Origin of the sequence: Streptomyces oceani, from assembly GCF_001751245.1 — a bacterium.
GTDB lineage: Bacteria > Actinomycetota > Actinomycetes > Streptomycetales > Streptomycetaceae > Streptomyces > Streptomyces oceani.
In genome coordinates this window covers 59503-77588 of sequence record NZ_LJGU01000133.1, presented here as the reverse complement: position 1 = coordinate 77588, position 18086 = coordinate 59503, and the positions used below count along the sequence as shown (strand labels likewise).

Annotated in this window: 13 protein-coding genes; 7 read left to right on the top strand and 6 right to left on the bottom strand. The window is 71.2% G+C overall.

The window, feature by feature from the left end:
• Positions 1 to 137 precede the first annotated feature (137 nt).
• Positions 138 to 1277 carry an Lrp/AsnC family transcriptional regulator gene (locus AN216_RS18045; protein WP_170843158.1) on the top strand — a complete coding sequence of 380 codons (1140 nt, stop codon included), beginning with the start codon at positions 138 to 140 and terminating at the stop codon, positions 1275 to 1277.
• Positions 1278 to 1416: 139 nt separating this feature from the next.
• Here AN216_RS18045 and AN216_RS18040 read toward each other — a convergent pair whose 3' ends face one another.
• Positions 1417 to 4794, bottom strand: coding sequence for a pyruvate carboxylase (locus AN216_RS18040; protein WP_070197728.1), 3378 nt, complete (start codon positions 4792 to 4794; stop codon positions 1417 to 1419).
• A gap of 436 nt (positions 4795 to 5230) precedes the next feature.
• Between AN216_RS18040 and AN216_RS18035 the strand changes: the two genes are divergently transcribed.
• Together AN216_RS18035 and AN216_RS18030 are read left to right on the top strand one after the other, a co-directional pair.
• Positions 5231 to 5551, top strand: a complete 321-nt coding sequence (locus AN216_RS18035; RefSeq protein WP_070197813.1) for a DMT family transporter — start codon at positions 5231 to 5233, stop codon at positions 5549 to 5551.
• Positions 5551 to 6096: a TetR/AcrR family transcriptional regulator gene (locus tag AN216_RS18030; protein WP_070197727.1), complete on the top strand. Its 546-nt coding sequence runs from the start codon at positions 5551 to 5553 to the stop codon at positions 6094 to 6096. Before AN216_RS18035 ends, AN216_RS18030 begins: the two co-directional genes overlap by 1 nt.
• Before the next feature lie 46 nt (positions 6097 to 6142).
• Here AN216_RS18030 and AN216_RS18025 read toward each other — a convergent pair whose 3' ends face one another.
• A complete protein-coding gene (locus tag AN216_RS18025) occupies positions 6143 to 8236 on the bottom strand; it encodes an acyltransferase family protein (RefSeq protein WP_070197726.1) in 2094 nt (697 codons plus the stop codon).
• Between the two features lie 397 nt (positions 8237 to 8633).
• Between AN216_RS18025 and dapD the strand changes: the two genes are divergently transcribed.
• Together dapD and AN216_RS18015 are read left to right on the top strand one after the other, a co-directional pair.
• The gene (dapD, locus tag AN216_RS18020; RefSeq protein ID WP_070197725.1) at positions 8634 to 9626 is read left to right on the top strand and encodes a 2,3,4,5-tetrahydropyridine-2,6-dicarboxylate N-succinyltransferase; all 993 of its coding nucleotides are present in this window, start codon (positions 8634 to 8636) and stop codon (positions 9624 to 9626) included.
• Positions 9627 to 9776: 150 nt separating this feature from the next.
• Positions 9777 to 10700: an EI24 domain-containing protein gene (locus tag AN216_RS18015; RefSeq protein ID WP_070197724.1), complete on the top strand. Its 924-nt coding sequence runs from the start codon at positions 9777 to 9779 to the stop codon at positions 10698 to 10700.
• Positions 10701 to 10734: 34 nt separating this feature from the next.
• Here the strand turns inward: AN216_RS18015 and AN216_RS18010 are convergent, their stop codons facing one another.
• Both AN216_RS18010 and AN216_RS18005 read right to left on the bottom strand, forming a co-directional pair.
• Complete coding sequence (locus tag AN216_RS18010; RefSeq protein WP_070197723.1) at positions 10735 to 11337, bottom strand: Uma2 family endonuclease; 603 nt, start codon at positions 11335 to 11337, stop codon at positions 10735 to 10737.
• Between the two features lie 147 nt (positions 11338 to 11484).
• Positions 11485 to 13314, bottom strand: a complete 1830-nt coding sequence (locus AN216_RS18005; protein WP_070197722.1) for an endonuclease/exonuclease/phosphatase family protein — start codon at positions 13312 to 13314, stop codon at positions 11485 to 11487.
• A gap of 392 nt (positions 13315 to 13706) precedes the next feature.
• Here AN216_RS18005 and AN216_RS18000 point away from each other — a divergent pair, with 392 nt between their 5' ends.
• Positions 13707 to 15206 (top strand): hypothetical protein, encoded by a 1500-nt coding sequence (locus tag AN216_RS18000; protein ID WP_070197721.1) that lies wholly within the window; start codon positions 13707 to 13709, stop codon positions 15204 to 15206.
• A gap of 186 nt (positions 15207 to 15392) precedes the next feature.
• Here the strand turns inward: AN216_RS18000 and AN216_RS17995 are convergent, their stop codons facing one another.
• On the bottom strand, positions 15393 to 16715 hold the full coding sequence (locus AN216_RS17995) for a TerD family protein (RefSeq protein ID WP_212732721.1): 1323 nt from the start codon (positions 16713 to 16715) through the stop codon (positions 15393 to 15395).
• A 72-nt stretch (positions 16716 to 16787) separates the two neighbouring features.
• Entirely contained in the window at positions 16788 to 17141 is a 354-nt protein-coding gene (locus AN216_RS17990; protein WP_079166723.1) for a GlsB/YeaQ/YmgE family stress response membrane protein, read from the bottom strand.
• 307 nt (positions 17142 to 17448) lie between these two features.
• Between AN216_RS17990 and AN216_RS17985 the strand changes: the two genes are divergently transcribed.
• Positions 17449 to 18024 carry a carboxymuconolactone decarboxylase family protein gene (locus AN216_RS17985; protein WP_338059260.1) on the top strand — a complete coding sequence of 192 codons (576 nt, stop codon included), beginning with the start codon at positions 17449 to 17451 and terminating at the stop codon, positions 18022 to 18024.
• The last annotated feature ends 62 nt before the right edge of the window (positions 18025 to 18086 follow it).

The window sequence follows — 18086 nt, the reverse complement described above, 5'->3', positions numbered from 1 at the left end:
TCCGGAGGGCCGTACGGACACCGTGCACGCCGCAGTCTTCCGCTCCGGCTCGCGCGACGGTGACGTGTGCAACATGCTGGTCACCCCTCCCGGATCAGCCCGCAAAATCGATGGGAATCGTCAATGACGGTCGTGTCATGAAGGATTTCGCCGCCGAGTCCTCAGCTTCCGGGGCTGCTCCCGCTCCAGCCGCGGCTTCCGCGGCCCCCACCGATTCCGCTTCCGCTGCCGGAGCCGCCGAGCGGCGCGGAACCGGCCTGGACGAGACCGACCTCGCGATCGCCAACGCCCTGCAGATCGCCCCCCGCGCCCCCTGGGCGACCGTGGGTGAGGCGCTCGGGCTGAGCGCCGTGACGGTTGCCCGGCGCTGGCACCGCGTCTCAAGCTCCGGGCTCGCCTGGGTGACGGCGACCGGCAGCCCGGAGCTGTGGCGCCTGCTGTGCAACGCCTTCGTCGACGTGGACTGCCGGCCCGCCGAGCGGGAGGCGGTGGCGTTGACCCTGGCCCGCGACCCGCGGACCAAGTCCGTGATGGAGGTGGCGGGCGGCCGGGACCTCCACCTCAACGTGGTGACCCTGGATCTGCCGGCGCTCTCCCGTTTCGTGCTGGACCGGGTCAGTTCGCTGCCCGGGGTGACCCGGGTGAACACCCAGGTCACCACGCGTATCCAGGTGGCCGGCAGCGACTGGCGGCTGGACGCGCTCTCCCGCGACCAGCGCCGGCTGCTACGGGCGGCGAGTACGCGCACTCCGCCGGCCGGCACGGTCCCCGAGCCGCTCTCCGGCCCGGACCGTCGGTTGCTGCTCACCCTGGCCCCGGACGGCCGCCTCCCGGTGACGGAACTCGCCGAGCGCACCGGAGCGAGTCACTCCGCCACCCGTCGCCGGCTGTCCCGGCTCGCCCGCTCGGGCGCGGTGTCCTTCCGCTGCGAGGTCGCCCAGCACATCACCGGGTGGCCGGTGACCGCACTGCTGTGGGGCCGGGCGCCGCTCGCCGAGCGGCGCCGGATCTGCGACCGGCTGGCGAGGCTTCCCGAGGTGCGGCTCCTGGTTATCTGCACGGGCGAGAGCAACGTCATCCTCTCCACCTGGCTGCACTCCGCCGACAGCGCCCTGGAGTTGGAGGAGCGCATCGCGGCCGAGTGCCCGGACTTCGAGGTGCTGGACCACGCGGTGGTGCTGCGTACGGTCAAGCGGCAGGGCTGGCTGCTGGACGAACTGGGGCGGCGGCTGGAGAGCGCGCCGATCGACCCGTGGTTCGAGGAACGCGCGGAGTAGGGCTGCCGGCACCAGGGGCGGCCGACCTGAACCGGACGCCGTCGCGTCGCCTCGGCTGTGGGGGGTGGCCGTGCCCGACGTACCGTGGGCCTCCGGAGGTTCGTGCGCCAGCCCGCCAGCCCGCCAGCCCGCCAGCCCGTCAGGACAGTTCCAGCAGCAGGTCGCCGCCCTCCACCTGCTGGACCGCGCCGATGGCCAGCCGGGCCACGGTGCCGGAGCGTTGTGCCGTGATGGACGCCTCCATCTTCATCGCCTCGATGGTGGCCACCGTGTCGCCCTCCTCGACGGTGTCGCCTTGGCCGACCTGCAGGGTCACCGCACCGGCGAACGGCGCCGCGACCTGGCGGTCGTTGCCGGAGTCGGCCTTCTCCGCCGGCTTGGTGTTGGTCTCGATCGACCGGTCGCGCACCGACACCGGCCGGAGCTGACCGTTCAACGAGGCCAGCACCGTACGGTGCCCCGTCCCGTCCGCCTCCGAAATCGCCTCCAGTTCCATCAACAGCGTGACACCGGGCTCCAGTTCGGCGGTGTGCTCGCCTTCCGCCTGCAGGCCGTAGAAGAAGTCCTGGCTGCTGAGCACGGAGGTGTCGCCGTACGACTCCCGGTGCACGCGGTACTCCTCGGCCGGTCCGGGGAACAGCAGCCGGTTGAGCGCGCCCCGCCGGTCCTCGTCCAGCTGTCGGTGGTCCTCGGCGGACAGCCCCGCTGGTTCCGTCGCCGGCTTGCGGCCCTGCAACGCCCGGCCACGGAAGGGCTCCGGCCAGCCGCCTGGCGGGTCACCCAACTCGCCGCGCAGGAAGCCGATCACCGAGTCCGGCACGTCGTACTTCCCCGGGTCGGTCTCGAAGTCCGCCGGCTCCACCCCCGCGCCGACAAGGTGCAGCGCCAGGTCGCCGACCACCTTGGAGGAGGGCGTGACCTTGACCAGCCGGCCCAGCATCCGGTCGGCGGCGGCGTAGCACTCCTCGACCAGTTCGAAGCGGTCACCCAGGCCCAGCGCGATCGCCTGCTGGCGGAGGTTGGAGAGCTGTCCGCCGGGGATCTCGTGCCGGTAGACCCGGCCGGTCGGGGAGGGCAGCGCCGCCTCGAAGGGCGCGTAGACCTTGCGTACGGCCTCCCAGTACGGTTCCAGGTCGGCGACCGCGGACAGGTCGAGCCCGGTGGCGCGGTCGGTGTGGTCGGTGGCGGCGACCAGCGCGGACAGCGAGGGCTGGCTGGTGGTGCCGGCCATGCTGGCGACCGCGGCGTCCACCGCGTCCACGCCGGCGTCCACGGCGGTGATCAGGGTGGCCAGTTGGCCGCCGGCGGTGTCGTGGGTATGCAGGTGCACGGGCAGGTCGAAGCGTTCGCGCAGCGCATGGACGAGCGTACGGGCGGCCGGTGGCCGCAGCAGCCCGGCCATGTCCTTGATCGCCAGGACGTGCGCCCCGGCCTCGACGATCCGTTCGGCCAGCCGCAGGTAGTAGTCCAGTGTGTACAGCCGCTCCGCCGGGTTTGAGAGGTCGCCCGTGTAGCACAGCGCGACCTCCGCCAGGGAGGTGCCGGTGGCGCGCACGGCCTCGATGGCCGGGCGCATCTGCTCGACGTCGTTGAGCGCGTCGAAGATCCGGAAGATGTCCATCCCGGTCTCGGCGGCCTCCGCGACGAAGGCGTCGGTCACCCGGGTCGGGTACGGCGTGTAGCCGACGGTGTTGCGCCCGCGCAGCAGCATCTGGGTGCAGATGTTCGGCGCCGCAGCCCGCAGCGCCGCCAGCCGCTCCCACGGGTCCTCGGCGAGGAACCGCAGCGCCACGTCGTAGGTGGCTCCGCCCCAGCACTCCAGGCTGAGCAGTCGTGGCGCGACGCGCGCCACATGGGGGGCGACGGCCAGCAGGTCACGGGTGCGTACCCGGGTGGCCAGCAGGGACTGGTGCGCGTCCCGGAAGGTGGTGTCGGTCACCGCGAGCGCGTCCTGCCGCCGCAACTGCTCGGCGAAGCGTTCCGGCCCCAGCTCGCGCAGCAGCTGGCGGGAGCCGTCCGGGGCGGGCGCGGTGAGGTCGACCGGCGGCAGCTTGGTGCTGGGGTCGGCGGTCCTGGGGCGGCTGCCGTGAGGCTGGTTGACGGTGACCTCGGCCAGGTAGTGCAGCATCCGGCTGCCGCGGTCGGCCGGCTTGCGGGCCACCAGCAGTTCCGGATGCTCGTCGATGAAGCTGGTGGTGACCCGGCCGGCCTCGAAGTCCGGTTCGCTGAGCACCGAGGCGAGGAAGGGCAGGTTGGTCGCCACGCCCCGGATGCGGAACTCCGCGATCGCGCGCCGCGCGCGGCGTACGGCGGCCTCGAAGTCCTGGCCGTGGCAGGTGAGTTTGACCAGCATCGAGTCGAAGTGCGCGCTGGTCTCCGCCCCGGTGTGGGTGGTGCCGCCGTCCAGCCGTACGCCGGGGCCGCCAGGGGAGCGGTAGGCGCTGATATGGCCGGTGTCGGGGCGGAAGCCGTTGGCCGGGTCCTCGGTGGTGATACGGCACTGCAGCGCGGCGCCGGACACCGTCACCCGCTCCTGGGTGTAGCCGAGTTCGGGCAGCGTGGCCCCGGCGGCGACACGCAGCTGCGAGATGACCAGATCGCGCCCGGTGACCTGCTCGGTCACGGTGTGCTCGACCTGGATGCGGGGGTTCATCTCGATGAAGACGTGCCGGCCGCGCTCGTCCAGCAGGAACTCCACGGTCCCGGCGTTGACGTAGCCGATGTGCTCGGCGAAGGCGACCGCGTCCGCGCAGATCCGTCCCCGGACCTCGGGATCGAGGTTCTGCGCCGGGGCCATCTCGATGACCTTCTGATGCCGGCGCTGGACGGAGCAGTCCCGCTCGTACAGGTGCACCACGTTGCCCTCGGCGTCGGCGAGGATCTGCACCTCGATGTGCCGTGGGTTGACCACGGCCTCCTCCAGGAACACCGAGGGGTCGCCGAAGGCGGACTCCGCCTCCCGCATCGCGGCCTCGACGGACTCCCGCAACCGCGCCGGCTCCTCGACCCGGCGCATGCCGCGCCCGCCGCCGCCCGCGATGGCCTTGACGAACACCGGGAAGCCGATGTCCTCGGCGGCGCCGAGCAGCTCCTCGACGTCATCCGAAGGAGCGGAGGAACGCAGCACGTTGACACCGGCCTCGCGTGCGGCGGCGACCGCCCGTGCCTTGTTGCCGGTGAGCTGGAGCACCCGGGTCGGCGGACCGACGAAGGCGATCCCGGCTTCCTCGCACGCCTGCGCCAGCAACGGGTTCTCGGACTGGAAGCCGTAGCCCGGGTAGACAGCGTCGGCGCCGGCTTTCCGTGCCGCCTTGATCACCTCGTCGACCGAGAGGTAGGCCCGTACGGGATGGCCGGGTTCGCCGATCTGATACGCCTCGTCGGCCTTGGCCCGGTGCAGCGAGTTGCGGTCCTCGTACGGGAAGACGGCAACGGTGGAGACACCCAGTTCGTATGCGGCGCGGAACGCCCGGATGGCGATCTCACCGCGGTTGGCTACGAGCACCTTGCGCACGATTCGCTCCTGCTCTCTTCCGGACCCGGATGCGGCGATCGTAGAGGGTCAGCGGCGATCCGAGAACACCTGGCACTGAGTGCCATATGTCACGTCCGAAGCATTGTGGGGAGTGCCGCCGAGCGGGCTGTTCGCCGGAGTTGGCGCCTTCCGGCGACCTGGTGGGTGTAGGCACCAAGTGCCTCCGGGTGTGGCGTACGCGCGCCTGCGTCGCGGTGACGCGTCGGCGCGCGTACGAGGCTCGGCGCGCCGCGGCGGAGGCCCCGCGGGGCGGAGGACCTCACGACTCGTCCTCTGTCCTTGTCCTTCGGTTCGGGGGAGGTCGGCCGGGCGGATCGGTCGGTTGCCGGGGCGGGCGGCCGCGTACGAGCGCGCTGGGCGCGGGGCGCCTCGGACTCGTTGTGGACGATCGTACACAACGGTGTGTACGATCGTACGCATGATGTACGCGACGCTCGCCGGCGCGATCCTGGCGGAGATCATCGGCACCACGTCCATGAAGTACAGCGAGGGTTTCAGCAAGCTGTGGCCCTCACTGGGTGCCGCCGCCGGATATGTCGTGGCCTTCGCGCTCCTCGCGCAGACCCTCAAGTCCATGTCGGTGGGCACCGCCTACGCCATCTGGTCCGGCGCCGGTACCGCCGCCATCGCCGCCATCGGCATGGTCTTCCTCGGTGAGGCCGCCACGGCTGCGAAGATCGCCGGGCTGCTGCTGGTAGTGGCGGGAGTCGTCCTGCTGAATCTGGGAGGCGCGCACTGATGGGACGACGCTTCGATCCGGAGCGGCGTCAGCGGCTGATCGACGCGACGCTGCGGGTCGTCGGGGAGCACGGCGTCGCCGGCCTCAGCCACCGCCGGGTGGCGGCCGAGGCCGACGTGCCGCTCGGCTCCACGACCTACCACTTCGCCTCCCGAGACGACCTGTTGCACGCCGCACTGGGACAGGCCATGCGGGACTGGCTGGCGGCCATGGACCGCTGGGAGCGCAGCGTGCCCCGCGAGGGCTCCCTCACCGAGGAGTTCACCCGCTTCGTCGTGGACTCGCTGACCGAGGGGCAGGAGCGCACCCGCCTGGAGTACGAGCTGTACCTCACCGCGCTCACGCACCCCTCCGTGCGCCCGCTCGCGGCCGAGTGCCTGGACGGCACGGCCGCGGTGCTGCGGCGACGTACGCCCGACGACGTCACCGCCCGGGCGCTCGCGGCCCTGTTGGACGGCCTGATGCTGGAACTCCTGCTGACCGGCCGGCCGGTGGACCCGGAGGAGATCAGCGCACGGCTGGCTCCGCTGACCGACCCGCGCTGAACGCCCCGGCGTCCGGCTCGCACGCCGGGACGCCTCCGGCCGCGCCTCAGGTCGTGTTCGGCAGTTTCTCGTCCAGCCAGTCCAGCATGCTGTTCATGTAGGCCGGCGTGATGTGCGAACTGTTGCGGTACACCATGGTGCTGCCGATGACCGCGGGACACTCACCGCTCGGGCACAGCACCGGCAGCGGGTCGATCAGCCGGACGCCGTCCACCTGACGCGCGGCCTGCTTGTTGGCCCGCTCGAAGTCCAGCCCCTGCTCCCGGGAGAACGCGCAGTCGGCGAGATCGCCCATCGACTTGGAGACACAGGAGGGCATGTCCTGCGGCGGGTGCGGATTGTCCGCGAGCGCGACCACCTTCGCCCCCGTGGACCGGAGGGCACGCATCGTTTCCGCGTACCCCTGCCGCATCGCGTCCGCGCTCTGCCCGGAGTCGAGCCTGGTGCCGGAGCGCATCACCGTCACGTCCGGCTGGTTTCCGGTGATGACCATGTCCGGGTTCTCGTACGCGATGCGCTCCATCGAGTGCTCGCGCCAGCTGTCGCACTCCGTGTACGCCCGCTTGAACTGCTCGTTGTAGACGGTCACGTCGGACGGCGTGCAGGAGGACTTGGTCAGCACCACCAGCCGCCACTCGCGCTGCTTCGCGAGTGTCAGCAGGGCCGGGGAATACTGCATCGCGTGCGAGTCGCCGAACAGCACCACGGTGGTGTCCGCCGACGGGTCGCCGTACACGCAGGTGTCCGACTGGGTGTCCGGCTGGTCCGCGAGACAGCCGTCCGCGTGCACCTTCCCCCGGTCCTCGGCAGCCTCCTCCGGTTGCGGGCGTACGGCCTCCGCGGACCTCTGGAGCGCGGTGCTCTCGGTCAGCACCTCGGCCCCCCTGGCCTGCTCGGAGTCGGCCAGCGGAGTACGCGGCACCGTCCAGATCGACAGCACCCCGAGCAGCACCGGCAGGGCCACACAGGCGAAGCCCAGTTGCAGCGAGGGCCCGTTCCCGGACAGCACCCGCGCGCGACGGAACGGCTCCTCGACGAACCGGTGGGTCAGCGCCGCCGGAATCCAGGACAGCACCACCACGGCCACCAGCAGCGGTGCCGAGAGCCCGGCGAACCAGATGGTCGCGAACACGATGGCGGGCCAGTGCCACAGGTACCAGGAGTACGAGATCCGGCCGACGTACCGCACCGGAGCCAGACTCAACAGGCGGCTCACCGGGGTGTCCTGGACGGCGCAGCCGGCGGCGATCACCGCCGAGGTGCCCAGCACCGGCAGCAGTGCCCAGGGCGCCGGGAAGGTGCTCTGGTCGGTGAGGTAGAAGACCGCCAGCACGATCATCCCCAGCCCGGCCGCCGCCACCCAGCCCGCCGTACGCCGCGACCAGCGCCACGCGGTGGCCGGCACCAGCGCCAGCAGGGCGCCGGCGGCCAACTCCCAGGCCCGGGTGGCGGTGGAGAAGTAGGCCGCGCCCGCCTGCACCTCGGTCAGCCGGATCGCGTACCAGAACGACACCGCCGCGCCCACACCCAGCAGCAGACCAAGCCGGGCGCGTACGCTGCCGCCGAGCGGGCCGGTACGGCGCGCGGTCCAGGCGACGGCGATCAGCAGCAGCGGCCACACCAAGTAGAACTGCTCCTCCACCGCCAGCGACCAGAAGTGCTGCACCGGGCTGCCCTCGGTGCCCAGCGCGGAGTAGTCCACCGCCTCGGCCGCCTGCTGCCAGTTCACCAAGTACAACGCGGACGCGATCACCTCGTCGAAGAGCGTCTCGCGTTCCACCGGCGACATCAGCAGCCAGGCCAGCGCCAACACCGTGCACAGCACCAGTACGGTCGCCGGCAACAGCCGCCGCATCCGCCGCGCGTAGAACCGCAACAGTGAGACGCGACCGTGCCGTTCCAACTCGCGCACCAACAGGCCGGTGATCAGGAAGCCGGAGATCACGAAGAAGACGTCCACGCCCACGTAACCGCCGGTCACGCTGTCCACTTCGGCGTGGTAGGCGAGCACGGACAGCACCGCGACCGCGCGCAGGCCCTCGACGTCGCCACGGAAACCAGAGCCCGGCGGCGTACTTCGCCGTGCCCGTGACGCCTCTGAGGAACGCTGTGCGGCGTCCGACACAGAGGCGGTCGACACGCGAGGTCGTACCGCCCCACCGGTCCGTGAATGGTGGCCCGCACCATCGGCTTGTCCAGGCATCCGTCCCATCCCTATCAGTCAACCGCCGGACACGGCGCGGTGCGTGTCCCGCCGCGTTCGGCGGTTCGCGTGGAGCTGTCTCGCTGGTGTTGGCCCGTCCCGCTGGTGTCGCTGAGGTCCCGGATGCCTGCCCGAGGTCCGGCGTGTCGCCGAGCGGCGGCACATGCCGACATCCGGACCTCGGGCAGGCATCCGTACGACGTTCCGTCCCGAGTTCCCTACCCGGTGCGCACGGTCGGCACGTCCGTACGGAGCCGTGGCGCGCGTCGTGGTGGGCGACCGGAGCGGGTGCGCTGGTTCGCCTTCCAGGTCCGCCGGCGGATACCGTGCGGGCATGACCGACGCAGCCACCACTCCCGTGACCGGCGCCGTAGCCGCCGGGCTGGCCACCCTGGACTCCGAGGGGACCGTCCTCGACACCTGGTTCCCCGCGCCGAAGCTGGTCTCCGAGCCCGCCGAGCCGGCCGGCAGTGAGCGACTGGACGCCGCCCGCGCCGCCGAGGAACTCGGCGCGAGCGCTCCCGCGGCGCTCGGCCCGGACCCGGTGCGCGGGGTCGAGACGGTGGCGGTGCGGACCGTGATCGCCTCGCTGGCCGACAAGCCGCTGGACACGCACGAGGTCTACCTGCGGCTGCACCTGCTCAGCCACCGGCTCGTGCGCCCGCACGGACAGAACCTCGACGGCATCTTCGGGCTGCTCTCGAACGTCGCCTGGACCAGCCTCGGCCCGGTCCCGGTCGGCCGTCTGGAAGAGGTACGTCTGGCCGCCCGCGCCGCCGGCACCCACCTCAGCGTGACCAGCGTGGACAAGTTCCCGCGGATGACGGACTACGTCGCGCCCCGGGGCGTACGCATCGCGGACGCCGACCGGGCACGGCTCGGCGCGCACCTGGCCGAGGGCACCACGGTCATGCACGAGGGGTTCGTCAACTTCAACGCCGGTACCCTCGGCGCCTCCATGGTCGAAGGCCGGATCAGCGGTGGCGTCGTCGTCGGCGACGGCTCCGACATCGGTGGCGGCGCCTCCGTGATGGGCACCCTCTCCGGCGGCGGCAAGCAGATCGTCTCCATCGGCGAACGCTGCCTGCTGGGTGCCGAGGCCGGGCTCGGCATCGCTCTCGGTGACGACTGCGTCGTCGAGGCGGGGCTGTACGTCACCGCCGGCACCCGGATCACGCTGCCCGACAACAAGATCGTCAAGGCGCTGGAACTGTCCGGCGCCAACAACTTGCTCTTCCGCCGCAACTCAACTACCGGCGTGGTCGAGGCACTGCCCCGCACCGGCTCCTGGGGCGGCCTTAACGAGGCTCTGCACAGCAACGACTGAGCGACGCGGGCGCGAGAAGGGTGTTCCCGGGATTCCGGAAGTCCTGCCGCGGCAGGTGCCTGAAAGGTAGCGCCGGACACCGACGGGACGTTGTCCACAGGGAGTTGAGGCGGCGGGCGTGGTCCGGGTGGAACCGGATACGGTGCCGACATGCGCGATACGACGGCGGGACTGCACTATCTCAGGCGTGGACAGCGGTGGGTCTTCGGTCACGGTCGGTGGTTGGGCTTCGGCCTGCTTCCGGCCCTGGTCGCCTTTCTGCTGTACGCCACGGCGTTGACCGTCCTCGCGTTCTTCGCCGGTGACATCGCCGGTTGGGCGACGCCGTTCGCGGACGGTTGGGACGAGACCTGGCGCACGGCGCTGCGTGTGCTCTTCGCGGTGCTGCTCTGGCTCGGCGCGCTGTTCCTCGCCGTCCTCACCTTCGCCGCGGTGACCCTGCTGATCGGCGACCCGTTCTACGAGAAGCTGTCCGAGCAGGTCGAGGAGTCCGAGGGCGGCTGCCCGGCCGGGCCGGACCGTCCGTTGTGGCGGGAGTTGTGGATCTCGCTGACGGACAGTCTGCATGTGCTGCTGCGTGCGCTGGTGTTCGCCCTGCCGCTCTTCCTGCTCGGCTTCGTGCCGATCGTGGGTCAGACCATCGTCCCGGTGCTGGGCTTCTGTGTTTCCGGGTTCTTCCTCACCGTGGAGCTCACCTCGGTCGCCATGCAGCGCCGGGACATTCCCGTACGCGAGCGGTTGCGGCTGCTGCGTGCCCGTAAGGGGCTGGCACTCGGCTTCGGGGTGCCGCTGGTGCTGTGTTTCCTGGTGCCCTTCCTCGCGGTGCTGTTGATGCCCGGAGCCGTGGCGGGAGCCGCGCTGCTGGTGCGGGACGTCACCGACGCCCGGCAGGGCGCTCCCCAGGGCGGCGGTCCGCCCTCGCCGTACGGGATACCGGGCGCGCCCGCGCCGTACGCGAGTGGCGGCGGATCGTACGGGGCGGCCGCGGGACACCGGCCGCCGGCCGCGTACGGCCCGGGCGGTGGTGCGCCACCGTACGGCCCAGCGGGTGGCGATGGCCCGGGGCACGGCTGACGGACGGGTTGCGGGCGCGCGGGGCGTCGGCGGCTCAGCCGTCCCGCTCGACGGGGAAGTCCTCGGTGGGCAGAGTGATCCCGGCGATGGTGTCCGACAGGTCGATCACCTCACCGAACTTCGCGATCAGCTGGCTCTGGTATTCCCCCTGCTTGGGGTGGGTGTGCAGCTGGCAACTCGCGGTGTAGGGATCGACGATCAGGTACACCGGGACTTCCGCCACCGCGTACGCGCGCAACTTGGGGCCGTAGTCGTTGGCCGCCGTGCCCCGGGAGATCACCTCGGCGACGAATTCCACGTCCTGGTAGTGCCAGCCGCGCCGGCCGTCGGCGCGCGGTACGGCTTCACTCCGGAGCGCGAGCACGTCCGGTGCGAATCCATTCGCCTCGCCGGGAAAGTCGAGCCTGACGTCGGACTTTAGCCGGTTTCTCGGATAGCGCGTACGCAGTGCGTCGTAGACAGCGGCAATGATCTCCCAATGTGCGTCCCGCTGTGGCGACATGTGCACGGTCCCCTCGACGATCTCGGCCTTGAAGCCCTCGGGGACGGGCATCCGCTCCAGCAGCTCGAAGAGTTCGTCCAGGTTCGTGCCACTGTTCTCGGCCATCTCGATCCTGTCGGTCAGCTCAACGGTCATCGGTGCCACTCCTCCCCACCACGTCGGGTGACGCAGCCGCACGGTTCAAACGATACGGCGCTCGCCAGGACACGCGCCTCTCCGACGCGTGTTCCCGGCGGGCGTCCGGAGCTGGCCCCTACCCGGGCAGCCCCGGGTCGCGCGAGGCTACGGCCGGAACCGCAGCACCTGCGGGTCGTGGTCGCTGACCTGGTCCGCGTACTCCGCGTTCGTGTGCACGATGTCGTAGTCGAAGCGGGAGACGCCCGGCGACACCAGCGTCTGGTCGAGCACCTGCGAGTTGCCCTGGAACACGTAGGTGTAGCGCTCCTCTTCCGGCAGTGTGGCGGCCGCGCCGCGCAGCGCGTCGTTTTCGGTCAGGGCACTGGTGGTGGCGGAGAAGTCGAAGTCGTTGAGGTCCCCGAGCACCACCACGTCCGCCTTCCGCCGCACGTCCTGGATGTCCTGGACGAAGGCGTTGACCTGCCGTGCCTGCTGGTGGCGCTGCTTCTCGGAGGAGCGCTTCGGCGGCTGCGTACTCCCGTGCAGGGGCTGGTCGCCGCCCTTGGAGCTGAAGTGGTTGGCGACCACGATCACCGGTTCCGAGCGGAAGCGGAACTCGCCGGCCAGCGGCTTGCGGCTGTCCTTCCAGGCGGGATCGTTCGGGGTGATCCGGCCCGGCGAGTGGCTGAGGGTGGCCTGTCCGTCCCGCTGCACGACCTCGGTGGCGGTGGTCGCGTCACCCCCGGGACGGTCCGTGAAGGAGACCCGCTCGGGGTTGAAGAGGAAGCCGCTGCGGATGTTGCCACCGGGTTGTCCGCCGTCCTGGCCGTCCCGCGGTGCGATGCCGCGCCACTCGTAGCGCGGCCCGCCGGCCTCGCTGATGGCGTCGATCAGCTTGCCCACCGTCCGTTCCGAGGTGACCGTGCCGTCGTCCTGGGCGCCGCTGTCGTCCTGGACTTCCTCCAGGGCGAGGATGTCCGGGGTCGCCAGGTTGCGTACGACACCCTGGGCCAGTCGCTCGTACTTGGTGGCGTCGTCGTCGGGGGCGAGGTTCTCCACGTTGTAGGTGGCGACGGCCAGTTCGCCGTCCCGCTGGGGGCGGGTGCGCTCCGGGCTCGGGCCGCTGTCCCGTAGGGTGCCCAGTTCCCGGGCGGCGAGGTGGTAGCCGCCGTGCTGGTCGTAGTCCAGCGGGCCGGCGGTCGTGCCGGTGAGCTGGTCGCCGACATCGGCGGCGGGGAAGCCCTCCTCGCTGGGGGCGAGGCTGGTGACCTTCAGCCGGCCGGGGTTCTGCGACGCGTACGAGCCGTAGAGGGTGCCCCCGCGCGCCGTGGGATGCTCGTCCGGTCGCACGGTGACCCACAGGTCGTCGTACTCGCTGCTCGGGCCGACCACCCGGGTGTCCTCGACCTGGACGTTCATGCCCTCGAGGGATTCGTAGCGGTCCAGGGCGTATCTGTCGGGGCGCAGTCGCAGGCCGTCGATGCTGTCGTCCTCCGCGGGGTCGCCCTGTGGGGCGTAGGTCTCGGGCACCGTGCCGGCGTTCAACTCGCGGGCCTCGGGCAGCGGCTGGTCGGAGGAGCGGACGTCCACGGTGGGATCGGTCAGCTGGGTGACCGACTGGTTCCCCGAGTCGGCGCCGCCGGGCACGTACTCGCTGACCTGGCCGGAGACCCGTACCTCGTCGCCGGGTTGGACAGGGGGCTTGGCGTCGGTGAACACGAAGACGCCCTCGCTGGTGGCGGGCGAGTCGTCGCCTCGGGGGTCCTGCATCCAGAAGCCCGCCGAGCCCTCCGTACGCACGCCGGTGACGATGCCGGGCACGTCCGCCACCGAGTCGCCCGCGTACGGCGATATTCGGTGGTCGCCCTGGATGTCGTGTATGCGATCCGGGCCGGTGGCCGCGGTCGCGCCGTCGGGTGTGACGAGCAGCGTCGAGGTGAGCGCCGCTACCGTGACGGTGCAGGCGCCGAGCGCGAGTTGGTGACGGGTGGTCAAGAGTCCCTCCGGGGCGGTGTCGGGTACCGCGGGTGCGTACGGGTGTACGTCCTGGGTGGATCGGGCTGGTGCCGGCGGCGCCGCGCGCTGACCGCGCTGACGTGTCGGCTCGGCTGTGCTGCCGCGCTCGCGCCGCGGTTCGCGTGCTGCGTCCGGTGCTGGTTTCTACGCGCGTCAAGCTCCCCGAGGTACCGGTGGCTGTCAAGGCACGCGAGAAGTCAGCGGACCCACGGACAGGTGAACTTCGTGACTGTCGTACGGCACTGACCTGCCCGAGGGGCGTGTGCTCGCCTCCGCTCCCCGTGGGGCTGGCCCAGGTGACCGCGGCACCGTGAAATCGCCTCTAAGCTGGGGGTGAGCACCCTTCCGCGCCAACGATGGAGCCACCCGCCATGTCCGGTGACGTACGTCCCACGATGCCGCCCGTCCGGCTGAACTCCGAGGCCGAACTGGCCAAGGACGCGCTGGCCGCGCCGCTCTTCGCGCGTGCCGCGCGGCTCGCTCGATGGGCGGGCAGCGGCATCCGGGTCGGCGCGGGCGGCGAACTCCTGGACAGCCAACTGAAGGAGGCCACCGGCCACCTGGACCTGACCGAGGACGAGCAGGGCCCGGCGCAGGTCGCCGAGGCCTGGAACCTCGCCGTGGACGTCGGCCTCGTCGACATCACCGAGGACGAGGACGCCGAGCCGACGCTGGAGAGCGACGACCCCGTCGGCACCGCCACCCAGGGCGCGGAACTGGACCGGTGGACGGGCGGTGGGGACCCCGCGGAGGTGCTCGACATCTGGCAGGGCGGGCTGGAGAGTGTGCTGGCCGACGCCGCCACACCCAGTATCGAGGACCTGGTGGGCGGTCTGGAGGGGGCACTCGGCGAGGACGGGAAGATCGATCCGAACGCCATCGACCTGAGTTCGGTGGATTGGGACCCGGATGACGAGGGCGACTTCCTGGACAGCGCCCTTGGAAACCTCTATCTCCTCTCGGCCACCGATCTCTCGGTCGCCGAGGGAGGCATGGTCCCGCTGCCGGTACTCGCCGCCTCGATGATCGTCCCGGACGACATGGAGGAACCGACCGACGAGGTGCTGGAAGAGGTCTCGGAGGCGATGATGCGCCTCGACGACCAGTTCCGGATCATCACGCCCACCGGTCTGCTGGAGTACCAGCCGGTGGACGAGGCACTCACTCAGGAGTCCGAGGGTGAGCTGCCGGAGGAACCGGAGGACGAGGACGTCTCGCGCTACGGCATGGTGCGGCTGACTCCGCTGGGGCTGTACGGCGTCCGGGAACGACTGCGGGATGCCGGAATCGACGCCCCCGCCGTCGGCGACCTCGCCGAGCGGGACGCGCACTCGCTGTTGGGCGCGGCCATCACCTTTCCGGAGGACAGCGCGCGGGCGGAGTTCGAGAGGTGGCTCGCGGTCCGGAACATCCCCGAGGCAGCGGGGGAGTTGCTCGTCGCCGCGCGGGGCCGGGACAGCGAGGGGCCGAGCCGACGGCTCGCCTGCCAGCAGGCGCTGTCCCTGGCCGGGGCGGAGGCCGAGCCGGCGCTGCGTGAGGTGCTGGAGGACCGTGATCTCGGGGGGCTGGCCCGCGTCTGGCTGGCGGAGAACGGCGCCACGGACGTGCCGGCGCCGGACGAGGAGATGGTCTTCTGGCTGACCGTGGACACGCTCGCCGCGCAGCTCTTCTTGGTGGGCGAGGTGGAGGAACTGCGGGAGCTGGTCAGCAGCCTGGTGGATCAGCACACCGGCTTCTTCGACCGTGCCTGGCGGATCGACCACCCGGCGACCGCCGAGGTGCTGGAGGCGATGGGTCGGCTGCACCCGGACAAGCAGGTGGCCAAGGACGCGCGCAAGGCGGCGTTCAAGGCGCGCTCGCACACCAGTTGACGGGCGGAGGGCCGTGCGTCACAGAGCTCCGCGGGGCGGCCCGAGTCCGTACGTCCACGTCGAAGCGCCGGCTGCGAGCCCAGGCCCGCGGACGGTGAGGTCGGTCTGTCGCCACGGTTCGCGGGGTTCACGGGAGGGGGCGCCCGCGGGCCTGGGGAAGCGCCCACGGGCTATCGGGTCCCCGGGTCAGAGCGCGGCGCCGCCCGGCTTGACCATGCCGCGCACCGTACGGGAGTCGACGTACTCCCCGAGCGCTGTCATCTCCCACTCGCCGGAGAACTGCCGGATGAGCTTGCACATCAGCACGCCGGTGCGGGACTCCGCGTTGGTCAGGTCGAAGCGGACCAGCTCCTCGCCGCTTGCCGCGTCCATGAGGCGGCAGTACGCCTTGGCGACATCGGTGAACTTCTGGCCGGAGAAGCTGTTCACCGTGAACACCAGCGCACCGACTTCCTGGGGCAGATCCCCCAGGGCGACGGTGATGGCCTCGTCGTCTCCCGCGCCCTCGCCGGTGAGGTTGTCGCCCGAGTGCTGGACGACGCCGCGCAGGATGCGGAGCTTCCCGAAGTAGCAGGTGTCGACCTTCTTGCGGTTCGCGTCGTACGCGATGACGGAGGCGTCCAGGTCGATGTTCTTCCCGCGGTACGCCGGTTCCCAGCCCAGGCCCATCCGGACTGAGGTGAGGACCGGTTGGCCTCCCTTGACCAGCGAGACGGTCTGGTTCTTCTGCAGGCTGACCCGGCCCTTGTCGAGGTTGATCTTGCCGCCCTGCGCCGCTCCCGGTGCCGGAGCCGCCGGCGGGCCGGGCGGAACGGGCGCGCCCGGTGCCGACGGCGCGGGCGGCGGCATCTGTGGTGCCGGAGCCTGCGGGGCCGGTGGGGCCGGCGGAGCGGAGGGCATCGGAGCCGAGGGCATGGGAGCCGCTGGCGGGGTGGGAGCCTGCGGAGTCGCCGGAGCCGAAGGCGCCGCCGGGGCGGAGGGCGCCGCCGGCGCGGCGGGCTGGGGTGGTGCGGCGGGCTCGTCCACGCTGACCCCGAAGTCCGTGGCGATGCCGCCGAGACCGTTCGCGTAACCCTGTCCGACCGCGCGCACCTTCCACGCGCCGTTACGCCGGTAGATCTCCACCACGACCAGTGCGGTCTCCGTGCCGAGCTGGGGTGGCGTGAAGCTCGCGACGACGGCGTTCGTCCCCGCGTCCCGGACGGTGCCGGTCGGCTCGGTGCCGGCGAAGGTGGCGCCCGGGTTGTCCAGACTGGCCGTGACGACGACCTTCTCGATATCGGCCGGCACGGCCGCGGTGTCCACCGTGATGGTGTCCGCCGCGCCACTGCTGTGGGTCACGCCGGGGCCGCTCGGCTGGTTGTAGAACACGAAGTCGTCATCGGAACGAACCTTGCCGTTGGCGGCGATCAGCAGTCCGGACACGTCCACCCGGACGGGTGCCGTCACCTCTACCGCCACCCGCGCCGCGGGCAGCGGAAGGTTCGAGCCAGGGGTCATTGCAGTCATGACCGAGGTAACGAACAGCAGGGCTTTGCGGTTCCATTGCTTTGGCCCGAACAACCCCCGGCCACCGGCCGGTCAGCGGCGGTCCCGGGAGTGCCCGAAGAGGATGCGGTAGATGATCAGCAGGACGAGCGAGCCGACGACGGCCGCCACCCACAACTCCGGATCGACCACGTTGTCACTGACCGGCCGATCCAGGAAGACGGCGGAGAGCCAGCCTCCGATGAAGGCCCCGGCGATCCCGATCAACGCGGTCCCGACCAGGCCGCCCGGGTCGCGACCGGGCAGCAGCACCTTCGCCACGGTTCCCACGACGAGGCCCAACACCACCCAACTGAGCACGGTGGAACTGGCCAGTTCGGCCAGCACCGAGTCCGCTGACTCGGATTCGGCGGCGATGTTGGTGGCCCGACGTATGGCCTGGTCCATGCGGGAACCCTCCCTCGTTGCACACGACGAGAGCCCATCATGCCTGGTGCTCGGGGAGTGAGCGCACGCGGCCGAGCGGCCGGGTGCAGAAGGTGCCGTCGCCCCGGGCGACTTCCGGGCCTCCCGAGAACAACGCCGCGTGCGCTGTGCGGAGTTGTGATGACCGCGGTTCGTCCGGCTCCTGGGTCGACGGCACGCCCCCGTACCCCGCCGTGGGCCTCCCAGCCCGCCACGCGCAGCAGATGTCACGTTTCCGGGCGCTCGGTTCGTCGTGTTGGTGTCACAGACGAAGCGACAAGGGAGGCCCATGATGGCCCGCATCCGGCTTGATCCGCCCCGCACCCTCACGTACCGCCTCGCCGCCTGGTACTCCCGGCGGAAGTACGGCGAAGTACTCGACCCGCTGGCCGCGATGGGGCATCACCCCAGAGTGCTCCGGGACGGTGGCCGCTTCGAGCAGCGGCTGGCGAAGTGGAACGAGCTCGACGCCGGACTGAAGCATCTCGCCGTGCTGGCGTCGGCGGCCCGTATCGGATGCGGTTGGTGTCTGGACTTCGGACACTGGGAGGCGGCGGAACACGGACTGCCGATGGACAAGGTCCAGTACGTGCCGCAGTGGCGTGAGCATCGCGAACGCTTCGACGAGCTCGAACTCCTGGTGCTCGAGTTCGCCGAGGCCATGACCGAAACGGAGCCCTCGGTCACCGACGAGCTGGCCCGGGAGCTGCTCGCCCGCCTGGGCGAGCCCGCCTTCGTCGAGCTGGTCGCGATGGTCGCGGTGGAGAACCAGCGTTCCCGGATGAACGCCGCCCTGGGCCTGACCCGACAGGGCTTCTCCGACCAGTGCGCGGTGCCGCCGCGTACGGCGCGTCCGAACCGCTGACCGGTATGGCGCCAGCGGCACCAGCGGCGCACGAGCATGCCCGGCCGTGCGGTCCCGCACGC